The sequence below is a fragment of the Brevibacterium oceani genome (assembly GCF_013623835.1).
Lineage (GTDB): Bacteria > Actinomycetota > Actinomycetes > Actinomycetales > Brevibacteriaceae > Brevibacterium > Brevibacterium oceani.
This window is the reverse complement of record NZ_JABKDE010000002.1, coordinates 345,313-366,508: the sequence shown is the minus strand read 5'-3', so window position 1 is coordinate 366,508 and position 21,196 is coordinate 345,313. Positions and strand designations below refer to the sequence as shown.

At 68.0% G+C, this 21,196-nt stretch carries 21 protein-coding genes; 11 read left to right on the top strand and 10 right to left on the bottom strand.

Translation table 11 applies throughout. From position 1 onward, the window contains the following. Window positions 1-344: 344 nt before the first annotated feature. The 7 genes from HK401_RS04885 to HK401_RS04855 all read right to left on the bottom strand — a co-directional run bounded on the left by HK401_RS04885 (window position 345) and on the right by HK401_RS04855 (window position 3,945). The gene (locus HK401_RS04885; RefSeq protein WP_181273548.1) at window positions 345-575 is read right to left on the bottom strand and encodes a hypothetical protein; all 231 of its coding nucleotides are present in this window, start codon (window positions 573-575) and stop codon (window positions 345-347) included. 27 nt (window positions 576-602) lie between these two features. Continuing rightward, a complete protein-coding gene (locus HK401_RS04880) occupies window positions 603-770 on the bottom strand; it encodes a hypothetical protein (RefSeq protein WP_181273547.1) in 168 nt (55 codons plus the stop codon). Between the two features lie 6 nt (window positions 771-776). Beyond that, window positions 777-1,046, bottom strand: a complete 270-nt coding sequence (locus HK401_RS04875) for a hypothetical protein (RefSeq protein ID WP_181273546.1) — start codon at window positions 1,044-1,046, stop codon at window positions 777-779. After that, a complete protein-coding gene (locus HK401_RS04870) occupies window positions 1,043-1,438 on the bottom strand; it encodes a hypothetical protein (RefSeq protein WP_181273545.1) in 396 nt (131 codons plus the stop codon). The genes HK401_RS04875 and HK401_RS04870 overlap by 4 nt, the downstream gene beginning before the upstream one ends. Window positions 1,439-1,524: 86 nt before the next feature. Beyond that, window positions 1,525-2,646, bottom strand: a complete 1,122-nt coding sequence (locus tag HK401_RS20990) for an ATP-grasp domain-containing protein (RefSeq protein ID WP_181273544.1) — start codon at window positions 2,644-2,646, stop codon at window positions 1,525-1,527. A gap of 88 nt (window positions 2,647-2,734) precedes the next feature. Further along, window positions 2,735-3,283, bottom strand: a complete 549-nt coding sequence (locus tag HK401_RS04860) for a hypothetical protein (protein ID WP_181273543.1) — start codon at window positions 3,281-3,283, stop codon at window positions 2,735-2,737. Beyond that, window positions 3,280-3,945 carry a hypothetical protein gene (locus tag HK401_RS04855; protein ID WP_181273542.1) on the bottom strand — a complete coding sequence of 222 codons (666 nt, stop codon included), beginning with the start codon at window positions 3,943-3,945 and terminating at the stop codon, window positions 3,280-3,282. The genes HK401_RS04860 and HK401_RS04855 overlap by 4 nt, the downstream gene beginning before the upstream one ends. A 55-nt stretch (window positions 3,946-4,000) precedes the next feature. Between HK401_RS04855 and HK401_RS04850 the strand changes: the two genes are divergently transcribed. Further along, entirely contained in the window at window positions 4,001-4,783 is a 783-nt protein-coding gene (locus HK401_RS04850; protein WP_181273541.1) for a hypothetical protein, read from the top strand. Here HK401_RS04850 and HK401_RS04845 read toward each other — a convergent pair whose 3' ends face one another. Both HK401_RS04845 and HK401_RS04840 read right to left on the bottom strand, forming a co-directional pair. Continuing rightward, on the bottom strand, window positions 4,784-5,242 hold the full coding sequence (locus HK401_RS04845) for a homing endonuclease associated repeat-containing protein (RefSeq protein ID WP_181273540.1): 459 nt from the start codon (window positions 5,240-5,242) through the stop codon (window positions 4,784-4,786). A 22-nt stretch (window positions 5,243-5,264) separates the two neighbouring features. Beyond that, entirely contained in the window at window positions 5,265-6,041 is a 777-nt protein-coding gene (locus HK401_RS04840) for a DNA/RNA non-specific endonuclease (protein WP_181273539.1), read from the bottom strand. Window positions 6,042-6,376: 335 nt separating this feature from the next. Here HK401_RS04840 and HK401_RS04835 point away from each other — a divergent pair, with 335 nt between their 5' ends. From HK401_RS04835 to HK401_RS04820, 4 genes are all read left to right on the top strand, one after another. Next, a complete protein-coding gene (locus HK401_RS04835; protein ID WP_181273538.1) occupies window positions 6,377-7,204 on the top strand; it encodes a hypothetical protein in 828 nt (275 codons plus the stop codon). Between the two features lie 299 nt (window positions 7,205-7,503). After that, the gene (locus HK401_RS04830) at window positions 7,504-7,893 is read left to right on the top strand and encodes a hypothetical protein (RefSeq protein ID WP_219921719.1); all 390 of its coding nucleotides are present in this window, start codon (window positions 7,504-7,506) and stop codon (window positions 7,891-7,893) included. Then, window positions 7,890-8,924 carry a replication-relaxation family protein gene (locus tag HK401_RS04825; protein WP_181273537.1) on the top strand — a complete coding sequence of 345 codons (1,035 nt, stop codon included), beginning with the start codon at window positions 7,890-7,892 and terminating at the stop codon, window positions 8,922-8,924. Before HK401_RS04830 ends, HK401_RS04825 begins: the two co-directional genes overlap by 4 nt. 66 nt (window positions 8,925-8,990) lie before the next feature. Then, complete coding sequence (locus HK401_RS04820; RefSeq protein WP_181273536.1) at window positions 8,991-9,536, top strand: hypothetical protein; 546 nt, start codon at window positions 8,991-8,993, stop codon at window positions 9,534-9,536. Window positions 9,537-9,671: 135 nt separating this feature from the next. Here HK401_RS04820 and HK401_RS04815 read toward each other — a convergent pair whose 3' ends face one another. After that, on the bottom strand, window positions 9,672-9,860 hold the full coding sequence (locus HK401_RS04815) for a hypothetical protein (protein ID WP_181273535.1): 189 nt from the start codon (window positions 9,858-9,860) through the stop codon (window positions 9,672-9,674). Between the two features lie 170 nt (window positions 9,861-10,030). Here HK401_RS04815 and HK401_RS04810 point away from each other — a divergent pair, with 170 nt between their 5' ends. The 6 genes from HK401_RS04810 (at window position 10,031) to HK401_RS04785 (ending at window position 21,133) form a co-directional block, all read left to right on the top strand. Beyond that, complete coding sequence (locus HK401_RS04810; protein WP_181273534.1) at window positions 10,031-12,442, top strand: DNA topoisomerase; 2,412 nt, start codon at window positions 10,031-10,033, stop codon at window positions 12,440-12,442. Window positions 12,443-12,749: 307 nt separating this feature from the next. Beyond that, window positions 12,750-13,646: a hypothetical protein gene (locus HK401_RS04805; RefSeq protein WP_181273533.1), complete on the top strand. Its 897-nt coding sequence runs from the start codon at window positions 12,750-12,752 to the stop codon at window positions 13,644-13,646. 49 nt (window positions 13,647-13,695) lie between these two features. Next, window positions 13,696-15,957 (top strand): hypothetical protein, encoded by a 2,262-nt coding sequence (locus HK401_RS04800; protein WP_219921718.1) that lies wholly within the window; start codon window positions 13,696-13,698, stop codon window positions 15,955-15,957. Window positions 15,958-15,980: 23 nt separating this feature from the next. Continuing rightward, complete coding sequence (locus HK401_RS04795) at window positions 15,981-19,718, top strand: hypothetical protein (protein WP_181273532.1); 3,738 nt, start codon at window positions 15,981-15,983, stop codon at window positions 19,716-19,718. A 102-nt stretch (window positions 19,719-19,820) separates the two neighbouring features. Further along, window positions 19,821-20,333, top strand: a complete 513-nt coding sequence (locus HK401_RS04790) for a hypothetical protein (RefSeq protein WP_181273531.1) — start codon at window positions 19,821-19,823, stop codon at window positions 20,331-20,333. Between the two features lie 104 nt (window positions 20,334-20,437). Beyond that, window positions 20,438-21,133 carry a hypothetical protein gene (locus tag HK401_RS04785; RefSeq protein ID WP_181273530.1) on the top strand — a complete coding sequence of 232 codons (696 nt, stop codon included), beginning with the start codon at window positions 20,438-20,440 and terminating at the stop codon, window positions 21,131-21,133. Window positions 21,134-21,196: the final 63 nt, after the last annotated feature.

The window sequence follows — 21,196 nt, the reverse complement described above, 5'->3', positions numbered from 1 at the left end:
GTTCGCGTCAGTGGTCCCGGAGGGAGTCGAACCCTCGCCGTCCGTGCGCCAGGCCTCCCAGGCCTTCGTCTCGCCAGAGCCTGCGCACTCCGATCTCCGCCCCGTGGGTGGCGGGAGGTGTCGCCGATTCGAACGGCCGCAGGGTGAACGCCGGATGCTCTGCCTCAGAGCTCGGGATCGTGGGTCAGGCGCGGATGCGCCCTTCCCTTGCAGGGGATCCCCCGGACGGAGCTGTGCTTCGTCGAAGGAACGACCCTTGCGTCGTCAGCGCCGCCGGTCCTTCGAGACGGCGACGAGGTAGGACACCGCGCAGGCGATGCCGAAGCACACGAGGAAGGCGAGGATCATAGAGCGTCCCCTCGTGCGTTGAAGGTGGCCGGGGTGTCGTCCTCGGCGTCGAAGTCGAGGATCCACACCGGGATGTCGGCCAGCGGGTCGCGCTCGACGCTGTCCGCGGTGCGCTCGGGGCGTCGGTCGTCGGCGTCGAGCCGGATGGCGACGTAGATGACGAGCATCACGGCGATGAACAGGAGTGCAATCAGCGTCCAGCTCTGGACGGGTGTCATGGGGAACATGGGGAAGAGTCCCTTCGTGAGTGGATGTCAGGGGTCTCCCGACGCGGCTGCGCCGCGTGAGTGCCCCTCTCCCCTCTCCTCGCGGAAGCCGCAGGAGAAGCAGAACCATTCGGTGTCGTCGGTGCGGGCCAGGGCCGGGTGCTCGCAGCGCGGGCACAGGCGGCCGAGGCCCAGGGGCGCGGCCACGGTCGCCACCGGCTCTCAGCAGAGCCGAGCGAGCGTGTGCCCGCAGGCGAGGTGCGTGACCTCGTACTGCGGACCCTGGCCCCAGGCCTCGTCCCAGCCGGGATCGATCTCGAGCGAGACGTCCACGACGTCGCGGGGCATGCCCGCCTCGACGTCGTCGTCCGGGACCTCTTCGTGGGAGCACTGGTCGCACCACTCTTGGTTGTGAAGCGCTTCGGGACTGAGGTCGCCGTTCTCCGGGGAGTCGTCGACGGGGGTGGTCATGGGCAGGTCAAGGATGGTCATGAGGGGAAGTCCTTCTTGAGGCGGGCCGAGTAGGCGCTCAGGCCTTCGAGCAGCTGCACCACGTAGCCGGTCTCGGCGACGGTGGCCAGCAAGGCGTCGATGGTCGACGCGGTCTCGGCGGGGGTCGGGTGGTCGGTGGTGCTCTGGTCGTCGCCGGTGAGTTCGGCGCTCAGCCCGGCGAGGCGGGCGACGTCTTCTTCGAGCACGCGGCGGGCGAAGGCCGGGCGGCCGGCATTGAGATGCCGGACTGCTTTCTCCGCCCGGTGGGCGCTACCCAGGGACGCGAGGTGCGCCAGCCGGCGGCGAGTGGACGATGGGAGGTCTGCGATGGTGGCCGTGCGCCTCTCAGGCGTCATGGCCGACAGCTGTCCGTTGGTGACCATGGTGGTCATCTCCTTCGGTGAGGGCAGCAGGACGCCGCCGATCCCGTCGTCACGGGGACGAGGAGATCGGCGGCGCGATGGTTGGTGGGTCGGGCTCAGTCGGCCGGTCGGTCGAGGTGCCCGTAGCCCTTGTCCGAGGCCATGGCCAGGGCCAGCTGGACTCGGTCCGCATCGGCGGCGTAGAGCCCGGCGTTGGTGATGCCGTTGAGCTCGACGACGACGACCTGGTCGCGGTCGCGGTCGATCGCCAGGTCCAGGGCGTACGTGCCCGGGCACGAGGCGACCATCTCGGTCGCGGCGGCCATCAGCCGACCGACGACGTCGGGGCGATGGACCACGCTCGGGGTGCCCTCCCGCCCGAGGGTCCCCCGCACCTCGCGGGTGCGGGTGTCGAGCCGGGGCGGGAAGAGGCTGCGCGGGCAGCAGACGAGGGCCTCGGTGACGAACGAGTCGGGAGTGATGGTGAACTCCTCGTCCCGGTCGTACGGCGTGTGCTCCTCGATGCAGCCGGCCCCGGCGACGACGAGGCCGTCGACGACGAAGAACCGGTACTCGTGAGCCATGTCGATGACGGGCTGGATGCGAAAGGCGTCGCGGACGCCGTCCAGATGGATGAGCGACCAGCCGAGGCCGGACTCGTCGTCCTGGAGGTCGTGGAGGATCTCCTCGGAGGAGCGCCCGGCAAGCCGGACGCGCACGATGCCGGTCTTCGACGCCGCGAGCTTGATGACGGCCTCGGCGTGCCCGGCGTCGCGGAGCGCGACGAGCTCGCCCATCAGTTCGGGTCCCAGGTCGCCGTCGACGTCCTGGTCGTAGGAGGTTGCGGCGACGATCGATCGTCCGCCGAAGCGCTGCAGCAGAGGGTGGTCGATGAACTCGTCCCGGGCATGGAAACCGGTCTCCTGACGGAGAACGGGTCCCAGCCGGCGGCCGAGGCTCTCGGTGTCCCAGCTGCCGCGTTCGGCGAGCCTGAGCCGGCCTCCGCGCTTCGCCGCGGCCCGCTGCGAGGCAGCCATCCGGGCGCAGCCCTCCCAGAAGTCCTCGACGTCGGCCGAGGGGTCGACATCGGCGAGGATCCGACCCAGTTCGTTGGGACCGAGGACCTCGGCGCATGCGCGCAGGTCGTCCGTGGCCCGTTCTATCGAGGTCCGGCTCCAGGTGGGCTTGAACCCCGGGTACGCGCGCAGGAAGCCGGAGTACAGGTCTGGTGCGACCACGTCGATCACCGATCCTTCGTGTCGTGGGACGGGCGGAGCCGTCGCCAGGCGTCGATGACGACGAAGGCGACGACGCTGGTCTCGATGATCATGAGCTCTCTCCGCTCCAACCCATGGCTAGGCGGAAGGTGGGGCGGACCGCCGGGAACAGGGCGAAGTGCTCCTTGCCTGGGTGCACGGTCAGCGACCGCAGGCAGTCGTTGAGGATCGCCAGGGCTTCGTGCTGGCGGGCGATGCGGTTGAAGCGCATGTCGCGGCCGAGGGTCTTGTACCACTCGCCGGAGACGCCGGAGGCGAAGTGCTCGAAGTTGAGCGGGCAGCCGGAGCTGGTGCCGCCCGAGGGCGGCATCTCGAGGTACGTGTCGTCCTCGGTGTCCCACTCGACGACCTCCGGGTGGAGGCCGCCTTCGCACCAGCAGTAGTCGCGCAGGGCGAAGGTGTCGTTGGCGAAGGCCTCGGCGCAGTTGCTGCCGACTCCGTCGGAGCCGATGGCCCTGTCCCCGCCGCGCGTCGCGTTGGCGTCGGGCAGGCAGCCGGTCTCCTCGGCGAGGAGGGCGACGACGCCGGCAAGGGTCTCGTCGTACGTCCAGTTGAGGGCCTCGTCAGGGGTGATGATGGGCGCGGTGGCGATGGTCATGGCGTCTCCTCGTCGGTGGCGGTGGTCGGGGCGAGGTCCTCGGGACCGAGCAGCACGATTCCGAGGCGGTCGAGCTCGGCGTCGATGTCGCCCTCGCACAGCGGCGGGGCCTCGGCGGCCCGCGGGCGCAGGATGTCCGGGACCTCGTCGTCGCGCAGCTGGCGGATCGACAGGACGGCTGCTGGATCGCGGATGTCGCGGTCCTGCTCGGAGAATGAGAGCTCGACGCCGTGGAGGGACGAGAACACGGTGCGGCCGTGCCCCGTGTCGAGGCGGATCGAGCGGACCCGGTAGAGGGTCTCGAAGGCGTCGCTGTCGGGCTCGAGCCATTCGAAGGCCACATCCGACTCCAGGTCACGGAGCGGCACCTCGTAGACGTAGAGGCCGCCCCGGTGGGTCGACTCCCAGAAGCGGAAGCCGAACAGCGAGGACCTGACGCGGGACATCAGGGCCTCGTCGTCGGAGTAGCCGCCGGTGACGAGCTCGATGCGCACAACGTCGCCTCGGTTCGGGTTCCACTCGCAGGGCTGTGGCTCGCCGACCGCCATGCCGCCGTAGCCGCTGACGTGCTCGGTGAGGAAGTCGAGGAACCCGCGCAGGGTCCCGGTGAAGCCGCTGGGCACGGGCCTGCCGTTGGCGGTGAGGTTCTGGCTGGCGGCCATGCCGAGCTCCTTGGGGTTGCTGGTAGCGACGACGGTTGTGCTGGACAATTAAGTGATGGATGAAGATGGCCGACCCCAGACATTGACCCCGCTGCATCAGGCGGCGAATGCCTTTGCCGAGCTGCTCGAGGCGAGCCCCGGCGCGTTCACCTGGGTGGGCAGCGAATTCGCCAGCCCATGCGGGGACGCTATTTCGCACAGGTTCGAAGAGCCTGTGGTGTCCTGGATGGAGGAGATGCTCGCCCGGCACTTCGACCAGGTGTGGATGGCGGCGGCGGTGCGGATCATCGAGCACAGGCAGGTTCTTCGTCCGCTGTTCACGGTTGCCGAAGAGGTGTTGACGACGAAGAACATCGCAGTGATGCACACTCGGCCGCTGCTTGATCCAATCGACCGCGACGGGTCGGATCGCCTGCGGGTCTTCGCCGCGTTGGCGACTTGGTCGGTGGATGGGCCCGAGACCCATGGTCAGAACCCCCGCGCCGGCAATCACCTTCATCCGATGGACGAAGACGGCAAGCATCTGCAGTACAAGCTGCTGTTCGATCCAAGGCGCGGGCAGTCCTGGTTGTCATGGGAGAGGCATGGCAAAGGCGATTTGGCCTGGGGCCACCCTGAGCGGGACACTCTCGGACTCTCTCGCGCCGATAGGTTGCTTCGTCGGTCCCTGTATGCCGTTAAGGGCTCACGGATCGCGCCGAAGCACACCCCGTTTCGGGAATGGGCATCGACTTTCGAACGGATCGGCAGTACTGCGCGAGTCGCGGTGCCAGCAGTCGTGAGGCCTACCTCGTGGCCGAAGACTCGGTTCGAGGCCGCTCAGGTCCCTGTCCTGTGATCAAGAATGCGGCTCCCTGTCGGTGAATGCGGCATGGGCCGCGGAGGCCCATCCGCCGAAGCGGGCACGGATGGTCTGCGCGCTCGGGACGAGCAGCGCATCGGCGAGCTCCTCTCGCCAGCCCTCGTAGGCGCGGATGGTCGTCGAGCCCGTGTCGGCGGCCGCGGAGCGGATGGCGTCGAGCATCGAGGCGTGGCTGAACGCCGGGTCGCAGGCGTCGCGTCTGGGCGAGCGAGGGGTGCAGCGCAGCCCGGCGGCGGCCAGGGCCGCGTTCCACGTGCCGAAGCGCAGCTCGAACAGGTGCGCGCTCGGCTCCTCGGATGCGCGTCGGTCCCTGTAGCGATTGCGCGGCAGAGCACCGTCAGCCCGGGCGTGCCGGCGCAGGGCGTCGAGCATGTCCTGGTTGGTGAACACCACGGCACCCGTCTTGGTCGGGGCGGGCTCGCTGGTGATGGTCATGGCGGGCCCTCCTCGGGATGGGTCAGTTCATCGTCGACCACGCGCCGGTGGCGTAGTCGATGACGAAGCCGTTGGCGGTGTTGGAGACCTCGACGCGCTCGTCGACGGCCTTGTCGCAGCTCTGGATGTCGACGGTGACCGTGCGGGGCACGAGGTCGTCGCCGCTGTAGTTCGGCGTCGCTGCGTAGTAGAGCGGGCACGTCGCGGCAGCGCCCGTGTCGATGTAGTCGCGGGCGATCAGCTCGGTGTGGGCCATGCCGCCGGCGTACTGGCCGTCGACCTGGGTGGATCCGACGTTCTGCGTCCGAGTGCCGGTCACCATGTTCTCCGGCGTCTCCGCGCCCCCGAGCGAGTCGGCGACGAGGTGGCTGCGGTTGTAGAACCAGCCGTTGTAGTCCGTCGAGCCCTCCACTCCTTTCAGCGCCGGGATCGTCACCTCGGTGTTGTCGGTCCAGCCGGGGGTGTCGAAGTCGATGCCCTCGCTGTCGCCGGCGGTGCGCCCGGTCAGCTCGGCGTAGGCGCAGGTGGCCCGGTCGAGCACGTCGAGCTCGCAGTAGGTCACCGAGCCATCGGAAGCCGGCTCGTGCTCGCGCTCGGCGGTGCCGACGATGGTGTAGTAGTCGTCCTCGGGCTGATCGGCCGGGACCGGGTCCTCGGGACCGGGAGCCTGGATCGTCGGATTGCCTGCTGGAATGCTCTCGTCGACGAGCTTCTGCAGCTGCGAGCAGCCGGTGAGTCCGGCGAGGGCGATGAGCGAGGCGGCGAGGCCGGCGACGGCGCGCGCGGAGGTGGTAGCCATGGGAGTCGGCCTTTCAGTGATGAAGCTTCTGATCTGTCGGAGGATCCCGGTGACGCCTGTGCGTCACCCAGCCCCGCAGGGCAGACCCCCCCGTCGCCCACGCACCCAGCGCACGGCAACACGGGGCTTCGTGCCACGGAGTCCCCCGGGGTCGGCCCCGCCGATCCCCTGCCAACCGACCACCCGAGCACGCCGCACCTCTTCCCGGACCCACCACTCCCGTCCATGTAGTGACGAGTCGGCATCTTCTTCGATAGGATATCCTGAAAGACGAGTCGAGTCGTTCGACGAGACGAGTCGGACGAGTCAGGCCACGACGAGGAGAGATGGCGGCGATGAGGACACGGACGACAAGGAGGGCGGCCCTGCCGGCCGCGCTCCTGGCAGTAGGCCTGGGCTTCGCACTGAGCGCGTGTTCCGGCGGAGACGAGCCCGAGGCCGATGCAACCCCGACGTCGGTCCAGGTATCCGACGCAGAGCTCGGCGAGGCACTTGACGCGCTGGTCTTCCCGGGCGCGCAAGGCGACGCCGTCGACGGAGGCGGGTGCCTCGTCGACGCGGTCCGCGAGGCGGGCATGTCGGAGGAGTCGCTGGCCGAGATCGTCGACCTGTCCGGCGACGACCAGGGCGCGGTTATCGACTCGCTGCGAGAGGACTTCGACGACGACGCGGCGATCTTGCTCTCCCCTGGCCTTCGCACCGAGTTCGACGCTTGCGTCGACGCCGCCGTACTGCCGAAGGGGGCGGACGCCGAGGCCGAGAAGACCAGCTATGAGGCCCCGGCGAAGCCGCCGGCGCACGAGGAAGGCAAGCCGAGCCTCAAACCGACGATCGATCTGAAGTACCAGAGCGTCGACCTGGCCAGCCAGCTTGAACCCGGACTCAAGGTGGTCCTGACTTCTTTCGCCATCGACGAGAAGCAGGAGAAGGTCTACACCGAGGCGGCCGGCTGCATGGCGGGCGTGATCATCGACGCGGACATGAGCGAGGAGGCGCGGGAGTTCCTTGCCTCAGGGCCGAAGATCGGCACCGGCTCGATCGCCGAGCACCTGCCCGAGGCCGACCGCGAGATCTGGGAGTCCCCGTCGTTCGTCGGTCAGATGAACGACTGCACGACCTCGGTCGACGAGTCGGGCCACGAGGAGGACGACGAGGAGGAGTGATCCTCGCACGAGAGAAGGCCCCGGTGGGATCACCGGGGCCTTCTCCGTTCCTCTGCACTGCATCACCGTGCGAACCGTGTGGAGACCCCGGCCGGGGAGATCGGGACACCGGGGCCCCACGGGCCACCCCAGTCAGACACCAGCCCGGGGTGGATACGACTCTACGCGCCATTTGACAAGCGCATCAATGCCGACTCGAAGGTCCATTCGCGCAGGCTCTCGCAAAGCAGAGTCGAGAGACGATAGAATGACCTGGAACACGAGTCGAATCATGACAAGGGACGAAAGCGGGTGAACCCATGACGACGATGGCGCAGGAATCGCAGGTCGTAGCGGATCCGCCGCAGCGGGCCGCGTCGACGAACGCGGACAAGCGCACCGGGATGTTCGTGCGCCTCTCGGGTGACGACAAGATGCACGCGCAGTACTGGGCGGATCGACGGGGCTTCCCCTCGGTCAACGAGTACGTGGCGGAGGCCGTGATCGAGAAGATCCGACGGGAGAACCAGGACTACGAGCTGCCGACGCTCGAGATCGCCAGGCTCAACCAGCTGGTCGACGAGCAGAAGGCGCTCTCGAGCAACGTCGCGAACCTCGAGCGGGTCCTCACCAGCGGGTTGGACAGCCTGCTGAACATGACCCGCGGCTCGAACTACCTGCTCGACGACGAGGACGGTGAGCTGACGTGAGCCAGGACTTCGCAGATCTGCTCGGGCAGGCGGAGGCGCAGTCGGCCGGGGGCTTCGACCCCGAGATGCCGTTCCTCGACGCCTACAAGAAGGGCGGCACCGAGGCCGTCGAGCGCCTGGAGCAGGAGCAGAGCGACGTCGAGCCCGATGCAGACGACGACGCGCACGACGACGACCGCGAGGGGCCCGAGGGCCAGCGCGGCGGCTCCGGCGGCGACCAGCCGGCCGGCGTCGAGGCCGTGGAGGCACCGGCTGACGCGGCCGAGCAGATGAGCGATCCCGTCGAGGTCGACGAGCAGCTGGACGAGTCGCCGGTGGCGAAGCCGGACGAGCCGACTGTCGACGACGCCGTCGAGCACGAGGACCCTCCCGTCGCGCTTCAGATGACCGACCACCAGGATGCCGTGCAGGCCGCGGCGACGAAGGGCGGCTCGGGCGGCACCGACAAGGCCGCCGCCGTGCTCCCCTCGTCGGGCTTTCGCATCGGCGGGGTCGGGCGGCAGCCGCACATCCGCTCCCTGCCCGACGGCGTCGTCGACGTGCTGCGCGAGAAGCTGCGGGCGGCGGCGGTCCGCGAGCTCGGGGTCGCCGACGCCGCGGCGCGTGACTTCAGCGAGCGGGTGAGCCAGGGGACGCTCGTCACCGCGTTCCTGCTCGCCCAGCTCGACGTCCGTCTCGACGTCGACCCCGCGACCCAGTGCTCGGCCGAGCTGTTCCGCTCCGCCGACCCGCTGCTGGGAGCGGCAGTGGCGCGCCTGGAGGCGCTGGAGGCCGGAGCACAGGCGCAGGACGAGCTGATGCGGAAGATGCGGACGGAGCTGCGCGAGGTGCGTGAGACGTCCGGAGTCGTCGAGCAGGCGCTGGCCTACTCGATCGCCGACCGCGAGGAGAACCTCACCCGCGGTGAGCACAACGCCGCGACCGTGCCGCTGACGCACAAGTCGGCGATGGGGGTCCGTGACCGCATGCGGGAGCTGACCAAGAAGCAGCAGCAGGTGGAGAAGGACCGAGACGGGAGGCCGATTCGATGAGCAGGGCCATGCAGACAGCGGTGATGCACTACGTCATGCGCGAGGAGCAGGAGAGGGCGGTGCGTCTTGGCTGAGACCCTGTTCCCGCAGCGGCAGCGCTGCAAGGCGTGCCGAGGCTCGCTCGGCAGGACCGTGAACGACCCGGTGCTGCTGGGACTGTACTGCTCGGCGAAGTGCGCGGGTATGGCCGAGCCCGCCGTCCTCCCGGACGACGCCCCGCGCGGATGCCGCACCCAGCGCGAGGGCCGGTGGGCGTGGAAGAAGCGCTACCGCAGCGTGCAGGAGATCCCGGCGAAGCTGCGCGAGGACCCATCGACGAGTTGGTACGTCTGCGAGGAGCACTGCGGGCACTGGCACCTCGGCCATAGTCGCATGGGCACCGCGGAGTCCTACCGCGGCCTGAAGCTCGGCAGCGACCTCCGCGACGTCCTCGTCAAGCGCCGCGGCAAGGCGACCCGGTCCGACGTGGCCAGAGTCGCGGGCATCCGACCGATCCGGCTCAAGGAACTCGAGGAGGGCACCGGGCACGAGGAGAACCTCGTGACGCTGTTCAAGGTCGCGCCGGTCCTCGGCCTCGAGCTCGGCGTCGCGATCAAGCAGAGAACCCGATGATGGGTTCGCGATTCCCGGCGAGGACGTCGTCGCCTTCGTGATCGGGGCGTGGTTCGTCTTGCAGCCGCGCCTCGTCCTAGCTTGAAAGCGCAAAACGCAGGACCCGTGGACATGTGTCCACGGGTCCGAGTGGTTTCATCGGTGATTGTCGCGCTCATTGGGCGCGCGGAAGTCACCGCGCAGAATCATCCCGATCGTCGTGAGCGGGAAGGCACACCAGAACGGCACGTCATCGAAGCGCAGCGTGAGTACGACGGCAACGGCGATGCTCGTCAGGGCGTAGCGGCCGATGAGGGCATAGGTCTCCTCAGACATGCGTGACATGTCTGTCATCTCCTTTGAAGGCCTGATCGTTCGACCTTCATGAACTTCTCCGCGGGCGGCTGCGCCGACCGGCACTTCGCCTCAACCAAGATCTTTTTGAGTCGCGACTCGAAAGGTCGAGACTGATAGACTTGACTGGTATCTGAGTCATCTATCGAGAGGGGCACGTGATGACGGCGATCATCGTTGCCGAGAAGCCGAGCGCGGCGCGGAACATGGCCAAGGCGCTGGGCGGCACGTCGGGCAGCTACAAGGGACAGGCCTACGAGATCACGAACCTGCGAGGCCATCTGTACGAGTTCGCGCAGCCGCACGAGATGGTGGAACCCGCCCTCAGCGACAGGTACCGGTCGTGGAGCCTCGACAACCTGCCGTGGAACCTCGAGGACTTCTCCTGGAAGCGAGAGCAGCAGGCCAAGGTCGGCGACGTCGTCAAGAGCCTGCGGGCGGCGCTGGGCCGCGGCGACGAGATCGTCTGCGCCACCGACCTCGACCCCACCGGCGAGGGCGACCTGCTCTTCTGGGAGGCGATCGACGAGCTCGGCGTGACCGGCAAGGGCTTCTCCCGCATGGAGTTCACCGACGAGTCGCCGGCTTCGATCACGAAGGCCTTCGAGCAGCGCCGCTCGATCACGTCCATGGAGGACGAGGGCGACTACCGCAAGGCGATGTACCGCACGATGTTCGACTTCGCCTCGATCCAGTTCACGCGCGTGGCCACGAACATGGCCCGGCAGTCGGGCAAGGACTCGGTGCTGCGCAACGGCCGCCTGAAGTCCGCGATGGTCGGGCTCGTCGGCGACCAGCTCAAGGCCTACAACGACTACGTGAAGAAGCCGTTCTTCCAGAACCGCTTCCGTGACGAGAACGACGTCGTGTACACGAATCCCGACGAGCCGCGGTTCGACCAGAAGGACCAGGTGCCGAACCAGTACGGCCCCTCCCCTGTCGTCCTCGACGGCAAGGAGGCCAAGAAGACCGCTCCGCCGAGGCTGCTCGACCTCGCTGCGCTGTCGTCGATGCTCGTCGGCAAGGGCGTGAAGGCGAAGCTGACGCTGTCGACGTACCAGAAGATGTACGAGGACCAGGTGGTCTCGTACCCGCGCACCGAGGACAAGACGATCACGCCGGAGCAGTTCGACGAGCTGCTGCCGCACGTGGACAAGATCGCCGGGGTGGTCGGCGTCGACACCAAGCACCTCACGCACCGCCAGGCCCGCAAGACGCACGTGAAGCCGCAGGGCGCGCACGGCGCGAACCGTCCGGGCCCGAAGGTGCCGTCCTCGCTCGACGACGTCGAGTCGCGCTACGGCAAGGCCGGCCGGCTGATCTACGAGACGCTGGCGAAGAACTACCTGGCGATGCTCGCCGAGGACTACCTCTACGAGCAGCAGAAGGGCCACGTCGAGAAGCACCCCGACTTCGTCGGCATCGCGAATGTGCCGAAGGCGGCCGGCTGGAAGTCCGTCTTCGACCCCAACGCCGGCGACGACGACGCCGAGGGCGACGAGAACGAGTCGGCCAAGGGCCTGGGGTCGAACGCGGAGCCGTTCGTTTTCGAGGGCGCGAACAAGCGCCCCGAGCACCCGTCGATGAAGTGGCTGATGAAGCAGCTCGAGAAGCGCGACGTGGGCACCGGCGCGACGCGCACGAGCACGTACTCCGAAGTCACCTCCACCACGGCGAAGTACCCGCTGCTCGTCGAGAAGGGCCGCAAGGTCACTCTCGCCGAGGCGGGCGAGCTCAACTGGCGTCTGCTGCCGGGCACGCACATCGGCGACCTGGCGCTGACCGAGAAGGTCTACGCCGACATGAAGGACATCGCGGCCGGGACGAAGACGGCCGAGGAGTGCCTCGCCGTCGTCGCCGACTGGGTCCGCGAGGACATCGAGACCATGAAGAGAAACGCGGTCACGATGCGCGGGGACCTGGGCCTCAAGGAGGAGCAGGTCCAGCAGAAGGAGCGCGCCGAGGGCGTGTGGTCGAAGACCGGCGCTGCGGTGAAGTTCTCCCGCGAGTGGGGCGGCCACCGGTTCTCCGACGACGAGGTGGCGAAGCTGCTGGCCGGCGAGACGATCGAGTTCTCGGCGACCTCGCGTGGCGGCAAGCACTACGACGTCTACGGCGAGCTGGGCGAGGGCACCTTCAAGGGCCGGAAGTTCGTCGGCTTCCAGAAGCTCGGCTTCGGCCGCCGCGACGCCAGCGGCAACGCCCTGCCGCCGAAGGAGTGGTGCCAGCACGTCTTCACCGACGCGGAGATCAAGACCCTGATGTCGGGCGAGGCCGTGGAGGCCGACGACTTCGTCTCGAAGAAGGGCAACACCTTCGGCTGCAAGGTCCACTTCAAGGAGGACAAGGCCGGTGAGGGCAAGAAGATCGTCCCCGACTTCGACGCCGGGACCGACTCGCCCCCGAAGAAGTGGTGCGGCGTGACCTTTACCGACGACGAGCTGGCGGCCCTGGCCGCAGGCAACACGATCCAGGGCAAGGGATTCACCTCGAAGAAGGGCAAGACGTTCGACGCCCAGGTCACCTGGAAGGAGGAGGGCGGCAAGAAGAAGATCGTGCCGTCCTTCGGCTGAGGGGCGCGTAGCGCTGGCCTGGGACAGCTTTCCGGGCCGTCTGAGCCGCCGATGGAAGGGGTCTCGTCGATGGACGGGGCCCCTTCGTCGTCGTTCGCTGGGGTCGAGCACTGCGGACTCGTCTGACCGCGCCGTGCCGGCGCGGTCAACTTCTGCAGCAACAGTCGAATCCGAGTCGCCACTCACGCCTCTGTCGTACTCGATTCGAGTCGCCTGTCTGCGGTAAGGTTGTTCCTGTCAGGCTCGTGTACGAGTCCAATTCGATAGACGAGTCGACACCACGACGGGGAGATGTAGGAGAGACGATATGGCGAAGAGCTCATACAAGGTTCCAGCGAGCCTGAATAGGTCGTTCCTCGATCACGAAATCAGCCTGACCAAAAGCGGTTGGCCGGGGCCGACGCCGATCAAGCAGCTGCTGTTCTACGGTGGCGGCGGCTTCGTCGTGCTGTGGGCGGCCTCGTCGACGTTCATCAAGACTTCGGGCCCGCTCTTCATCACGCTGTTCGTGATCTGGGGCCTGGCCACGGTCGCGTACTTCGGGGGACGGACGAAGACGAAGGAGCTGCGAGCGATGAACGTCCCGGCGCTGCTGTCCTACGCCCCGCCTTCGGCGCGGAAGGTCTACGCTCGGCGCAGCTCGAACCCGACCGACTTCGCCGGCATCGTCGGCGTCGACGGGGTCGACGAGGACGGGCGGATTCACTTCTCCGACGGCGGGGAGGGCCAGGTCTACCTGGTTGTCGGGTCTGCCAGCGCGATGCTCTTCGACGAGGACCGCACGAACATTCTCAATCGGATCGACGGGTTCTGGCGCAAGATCGATACGACGTGCGAGTGGTCCTTCATCACGACGAAGGAGCCGCAGCGGATCTTCCACCAGGTGGCGCACCTCGAGGAGCGCAATCAGAATCTGGACCTCCGTGACCCCGACCTCATCGAGCTGCAGAACGAGCAGTACGACATCCTCACGCAGCACGTGGGCGGCAAGTTCCAGTCGATCCACCAGTACCTGCTGCTCAAGGGCAAGAGCGAGGACGCGCTCAAGCGCGGGCACATGGTGCTGCAGGCCGAGGTCGAGGGGTCCGGGCTCATGGTCAAGGAGGCCACGATGCTCGACCGCGACGAGGCGATCACGATGCTCCAGGTCTTCTACCAGGGCGTCGACGACGAGCTGATCACGCTGAAGTCGGCGCTGAGCTGACGGGGACGAACGAGGGAACGAGGACAGGGAGACAGACACCATGGCACTGATGATGAGGAACCGGGGCACGCTGGGCGTCCCGGAGAGCGAGCCCGAGACAGCCGAGGCGGTCGCCGACGACCAGGCGGCCGAGGCCGCCGCGGAGCAGACCGAGGAGGATGCGCAGGAGCCGAAGAAGAGCTGGCTCCAGCGGCGCAGGGAGGTCAAGGAGCTGCAGGGCTCGTTCGAGTCCTACCCGCACCTGCTCGCGCTCAAGCCGAAGGAGCGCTACCTCTTCCGCTCCGACTACTTCGAGGTCGACGACTCGGTCGGCTGCGTGCTCGCGTACTTCCACGACGACGCTGCGCACGACAACTTCAACTTCTTCTGGGGAATCGACCGGATCCCCGACGGCCTCGACGAGAAGGTCACGGCCGTCGTGCTCGAGCAGATCAAGCGCATGGACGACAAGTGGGTCGACAGCTACACCAAGCAGTCGGAGAAGCTCGACAACCTCGATGCGAGCGAGCAGGACGAGTCGGGCACGACGTCCACGCGGCGCAAGGCGGCGAAGATCTCGGCCGACCTCGAGTCGACCATCGGTGAGATCCAGGACGGGGCGAGCTACCTGTCGGTGCACAACCGGCTGTTCCTCAAGGCACCGAGCCTCGCCGTGCTGGAGGACTCGATCGAGCGGGTCACCCGCCTCTACATCGACCGCTTCGGCACGCTCAAGGCCGCGCCGTACGCCGGCGAGCAGCGCCAGGAGCTCTCGGGGCTGTTCAAGGGCAACGACAAGAAGCGCGGCAAGGGCTTCCACTTCACCTCCACCGAGCTCGCAGGCTCGTACTCGCTCGTGACGAACGGCCTCAACGACCCCGGCGGCGAGTACGTCGGCCACATGGTCGGCGACGTCAACAACTCGGCGACCCTCTTCGACGTCAACGGCTACACCCACCACGTCGTCGTGGCCGACGCGACGATCGCCGACAAGGAGCACTTCAGCGAGGTGCTCGACCGCCAGCGCGTGTCGAACATGTGGTGCTCGAAGATCGCGCAGTCGGCGCTGCTGTCCAACGGGCAGGTCGTCCACCTCGTCCTCGACGGGGCCGATCTCGACAAGCTGGGCCCGAAGTTCGAGCGACTGACCTCTCGCGTGGACCTCAACAGCGGCGACGTGAACATGTTCGAGATGTTCGGCGACGAGGATGACGAGATCTCGGTGTTCTCCGCTCACATGGAGAAGCTCAAGCTGATGTTCGAGCAGCTCTTCGAGAGCAGCGACGGGGCGATCTCGTCGATCATCCGCAGCGCGCTGGAGAAGACGGCGACCGACTTCTACATCGAGCAGGGCATGTGGCGTCACAACGCCAAGGAGCAGCGCCACCGCCTGCGCGTGGTCAACATCCCCCACGACCAGGTCCCGCGCCTGCAGATGTTCGTGGCCTATCTCGACACCGCGTTCAAGACGGTCGAGGCCTCGTCCTCGAACTACCAGGAGCAGATCAAGGCCTACGACGTGCTGCGCGGCATCGCGAACACGATGCTGTCGACCAACGGCGACCTGTTCAACAACCACACCGTCGAGGCCGTCGACGGCGTGCGCGACTCGCGGCGGGTCGTCTACGACTTCTCGCGGCTGATGCGTCGCGGCAAGGGCGTGGCCATGGCACAGCTGGTCAACATCGTCGGCTTCGCCGTCGGCAAGCTCGGCCTGGGCGACACAGTGATCATCCACGGCACCGATCAGATCGACGACGGGGTCAAGGCCTACCTCACGAGCCAGTTCGAGCACATGCACGAGCGCGGCGGCCGGGTGGTCTACAGCTACAACGACGTCGACAAGATGCTCGAGGACTCGACGTTCAACAAGTTCGACGCCGCGGACTACACGGTCTTCGGGCCGATGCGCGACAAGACGGTCGAGGAGTACCAGAAGCAGCTGCACCAGCAGATCCCGCCGGACCTCGCCTATTGGGTCACGCGTAAGGGCGAGAACCTCACGTACCTGCGCCGGGGAGTCTCCAACGTCATCTTCCACCTCGACCTGGCGATGGGGATCAACCCGTACCGAGAGGCCCAGCGCCGCAAGGTCGAGTTCGAGGCGAAGAAGGCCGAGGAGGCCGCGCAGATGGAGAAGCTCATGACCGGCGACATCTCCGCCGGCGCGAAGCTCACCAGCCTGACCGGCCATGACTCGGGGGCGGAGAACCCCGACGAGGCCCCGGCCCCGAAGACCAAGGCGACGAAGAAGAAGGTGCTGGCCAAGCAGGCGGGCGCGAAGAAGAAGAAGGACGCCGCGCGTCCGGCCCGACGGTTGGAGCGGCGATGAGCGGGACGGGACGAAGGAGCAGGATGACGACGATGATGGACCGCCTGCGCGGCCGGTCCCCCGACGACGCAGAGGCGGCTGCGGGCGTGTCCGGTCGCGGGCTGGTGGCGCGATGGGTGTGCGGGATCCTCCTGGCAGCGCTCATCGTGCCGCTCCTCATGTCCGCGTTCGCCTCCCCGGCGATGGCCGATGGCGACGACGAGGAGGAGAAGGAGAACTACAGCCTCTACCAGCTGTCGTCGAACGCCTCGACCTACTTCGGCGAGCAGACCTCGCCGTCCGGCGACGGCCTGCCGGGCGAATGGGAGCCGATCGTCGAGTCGGCGGCCACCGGCGGCTCCATGCTTGGCTACGCCGACCCGGAGTTCTCGCTGTTCAACGTCGTGGGCTGGATGTTCGCCGAGGCGACGGGCTCGAAGCAGACGATCGCCTACGACACCCTGGACGACGACGCCAAGTACAAGGGCATGCTCGAGTACGCCCAGTTCGGCTCGGCCAACCGCGACCTCGGACTCGACACGATGACCGCCGGCATCCCCGGCCAGATCGTCGGCGTCATCGGCGGCGCGATCATCTGGCTGAGCTACCTGACGGCGATCATCGTCAACACGGTCTTCGGGCTGGCGATCAACTTCCTGCAGCTCATCAACCCCTTCCAGTGGTTCTACTCCGCGGTCGCCGGCCTGGAGGACGCGAACGGGAACACCGACAGCCAGTACCAGCAGATGCTTGCCGAGGGCATGACCGCGGAGACGGGCAGCAGCGGCTTCCTGTCGAGCGTCCAGACCTTCATCGGCGACTGGTACGGCCTGCTGCAGAACATCGCCTGGCAGGTGATGGTGCCGCTGTTCCTCGGCGTCATGATCATGGGGATGCTTCTGTTCAAGAAGATGGACAAGGGCTCTGCGGTCAAGAAGTTCTTCGTCCGCCTGATCTTCATCGGCGTGGGCCTGCCGCTGGTGGGCTCGATGTACTCGGCGGTGCTCAACAACTTCGACGACAGCCTCATGGGCCAGCAGGCCGGACCGACGCGCGTCGTGCTGTCGAACTACACCGACTTCGAGTCGTGGATGATGAACGGCCGTCTGGCGATCCCGGACGGAGCGACCATCGAATGGGACGGCAACGCTCCGTCGTCGACGTCCCAGGCCTCGGTGCGCACGACCGCCCGCGCGATCAACGCGGCGTCCAATCCTGCCTTCTCCGGCCTCGCGCCGGGGACCGCCGGCGGCAGTGCCGAGGACGCGTGGGAGGACGGCACGGGGAACTTCAACGCGGGTGAGCAGTCGGACGCGAACACGGTCTTCCACACCTTCGGTCTCATCGGCCGGTACATGTCCGGCGACATCGTCGCGGCCAGCGACTTCGAGTCCGGAGTGAAGACGGACATCTCGAACCTCGACGCGTCGGCCGAGGACAAGAAGGACTGGTTCGTCAACAAGAGCAGCTACGGCGACGTCGAGAAGTTCGGAGTCGAGGACGGCCCCGAACCGAAGGACCACCCGGTGATCTCTACGAAGGGCCAGGAGGGCCTGGCGGCGAGCTACCCGGAGAACGGCGACGGCGACCCCACCGGGGTCGTGAGTTTCCAGTCCAACGGGGCCGACGCCCAGTGCCGCTACAAGACGGGCGACGACGGCGGGTCCGACCCGGCCAACTGCAACATGTCCCCGCTGGCCGCCTACAACTATCTCAACACGCGGTTCAACGAGAACTCCCTCGACATGTTCAGCTCGAACAAGCTGGGCTCCGACCTCGTGCGCAGCGACCACCTGGCGGTGAGCCAGGTCGGCACCGGCCCGGCGAAGTTCATGAACTGGGCGAACACCGGGACGCTGCTCAGCTGCATCTCGCTGCTCGGCTTCTGGTACGCGATCGGCATGATCTTCGGCGCGGTCAAGCGCACCGTCGGCCTCATCGCGGCGATCCCGTTCGCCACGCTCGGTGCGCTGCCGTCGATCGCGAAGGTGATCACGTACACCGCCGCGCTGATCCTCGAGGTCATCGTCACCCTGTTCGTCTACCAGTTCGTATCCGAGCTGCTGATCTCGGTCCCGGAGATCCTCTCCGGGCCGATGTCGGACCTCATGGCCAACAACGACCTGTTCAGCGCGACGTCGCTGGCGGGCGTGATGATCGTGGCGATGACGATCGTGTCGACCTTCGTCATCATCGGCGTCACCTTCGCCATGCTGCGCGTGCGCAAGACGGTCCTTCAGGCTCTCGACGAGGCGGTCACCAAGCTCGTGGACAAGTTCCTCGAGACCAACTCGCCGCCGAAGCCGGACAAGGGCGGCATGCTGCCGGCCATGGCCGGAGGACTCGGCGCGGGCGCGGGTATGGCCGCGGGCAACAAGCTCGCCGGGATGGCCGGTAACAAGATGGGCGGCGGGAAGCTCGGCGGCTCGCCGAGCCCGAACTCGTCGCAGTCCAAGGCCGCTGCGACCAACGCCGGCGGAATGAACGCCGAGAAGATGCTCGAGGGCGGCAAGCAGGTGGCCGGTGCCCTCGGTCCTGGCGGCGACGACGGCGGACCTGACGGACCGACGACGCCTCCCACCGGCGGCAACGGCGGTCCGGGCGGCGGCAGCGGTCCCCTCGCGATCGGGTCCGGAGGCGGGTCCGATCCCGACGACGGCGCTGCGCCCTCGTCGAGCGGCAGCGGCTCGCGCCCGGCCAAGGACACCGCGCAGGCCGTCAACGCCAATGGCGGTCTGTCCGACCTGGGCTACACCTCCGGCGAGGCCAAGCCTGGGCAGAAGGGCGCGACCGCGTCTCAGGGCAAGAGCGGCGAGCAGGTTCCGCAGGGTCAGCAGAACCGCTCCGGCGGCTCGGCGAACCAGGCGGGCTCGCAGGCCACGGCGTTCGGTCAGACGGCCGGCAAGGACGGCCAGCCGGGAGTCGGTCAGGCCCCCGCGCCGACGCGCTTCGGTGCCGGTCAGCCGGGACATGGTGCCAACGGTCAGGCCGGCCAGCAGGGGCAGCCGGGACAGCGCTCCGGTCAGCGCCCGGCCCCCGGCGGTCAGCAGGCGACCAAGACGCAGTTCGGCACCGGTGCCCAGGCCCCGGCGAGCGGCGCGCAGGGCGGCCAGGCCCCGACCCAGGGTCAGCGGACCTCCGGCGCGGGACGCGGACCGGCTCCGGCGCAGACGCAGTTCGGCTCGGGTCAGCAGGCTCCGTCTACCCCGTCGGTCTCCCCCGGCGCGGGCGCGAAGACTGCGATCCCGCTCCCGCCGGCATCGGCGTCGAGGTCGGTTCCGAGCTCGACCCCGGCCCCGGCGCAGGGTCAGCGCTTCGCCGGTCGGGCTCAGGCTCCGACGCAGGCCGCTCCGGTTCAGAGTCAGCGCCCGGCGGCGCAGGCCCCGGCCCGCCCCGTGGCACCTGCTCCGGCTCCTCAGGCCGGTCGGACTCCGCAGGCCCCGGCCCAGCGGACCGGCGGCCCCGCGCCGCAGGCTTCCGCGCAGCGGTCGGGATCGGTCCCCGCTCCGATGCAGGGACCGGCTCCGAAGGCCCCGGTCCAGAGGAGCGCTCCGGCTCCGCAGGCTCCTGCGGCCCCGGCGTCTGCTCCTCCGGCGGCGCGGACTCCGAAGCCGGCTCCTGCGCCGAAGGCTCCGCGGCCCGCTCCGCAGGCCCAGGCTCCGGCCCCCGCGCCGGAGGGCGCGGAGGCCCCGCGGCAGGCGTCTTCGCCGAAGAAGCCCGACACGGGCCGGGGTCGGCGTCGGGCGACCGGCGGCGGGAAGCCCCGGAAGCCTCAGAGCTGATCAGGGTTCGTCAATGAGGGCGGGGCGCGCCGGCAGGACGGTCACGACGATCGTCCATGCCGGGGCGTCCCGCCCTTCGCATGAGAGCGAAGGAATCGAGTCATGAGGATCTCGTCGATCCTGCGCCGCGACTTTCCGCGGGGGTGGTGGCGGTCTTCAGCCTGGTGGTTCGCGGGATTCCGCGACGTCATGGCCAGCTGCATGGTCGCGATGTTCACCGCCGCGTACATGGGGCGGGCGCGGCGCATCGTGCGCCACCGGGATGATCCGCAGGAGGTGGCTCGGCTCGTCGGTCGGGTCGAGGGTTGGATGATGGCGGTACTGCTGGGAGCGGCGTACCTGTCGATGCTCGTCGCGCTGATCGTCCAGCTCGGTCAGCCGTCCGGCCCGTTGTGGATCGTGGGAGCGACCATGTTCCTGTGGAGCACGAGCAGCATAGCCATCGGCGGTGCGGTCCTCGTCGTCCTCGCCCGTTCGCGGCTGCGGCAGCGCCGCGCGTGGTCGGACATCGACTTCGTCGAGGAGAATACCCCCAGGCACGGTAGGCCGCCCGAGACTGTCGAGGAGTACCGGGCCCTGCGCATGAAGCGGGAGTCCGGCTCCGACGGAGCTTGATCCGCCACTGACTATCCGATAGTCTTGAACGCGTAACGCCCCGGTGACCATTCGAGCCTCACGGCTCGGACTCCCGGGGCAACAGTCTTTTCAGGGGAGGGTGCGTGGACGCTGGCGCAGCCCCTGACGGTCTCGACGGGCTGCTCAGCGAAGCGCGCTTCGCCCGGTACTTGACACGGTACAACGGTGACCGGAAGCTCGCCCTGCGGCTCTACACGTGGAACCTCGCGGCATGCTCAGCGCTGTGGGGCCCGATCAACATCCTCGAGATCGCCGTGCGCAACGCCATTCACGACAGGCTCGTCGAGCGCACCGGTCGCGGCGACTGGTGGTCGGACACCCGAGTGCGCCTGTGCCGCAACGAGCAGGAGGCCATTGACTCGGCCGTCTCGACCCTCCAGCGTCGGGGTACCCCCGAGCCGAGCAGCGACCAGATCGTCGCTGCGACGTCGTTCGGCTTGTGGGTGGGCCTCACCGGGGCGGGTGTGCCGCGTGACCGACTTCTCAGCTACGAGACGACTCTGTGGCAGCCGCGCCTCCAGCATTCCTTCCCGCATCGCGGCGACCGTCGGCGCAAGTACATCCACGCCTGTCTCGATGACGTCCGCGTCCTGCGCAATCGGATCGCCCACCATGAGCCGATCTACCGCTCGCCGCTGCAGAAGGTGTACGACGACATCCTCGAGGTCGCCGCGATGATCCACCCCGACGCACGCGACTTCATCGAGTCGCACAGTCGGGCGCAGGAGGTCATCGACCAGTACAGGGACGCTCTGACGACAGGCGAGATCAGGTTCTGATCGACGGACGAAGACAGAACCCCGTGGGAACGATGCCCACGGGGTTCTTTTCTGTCGGATGTT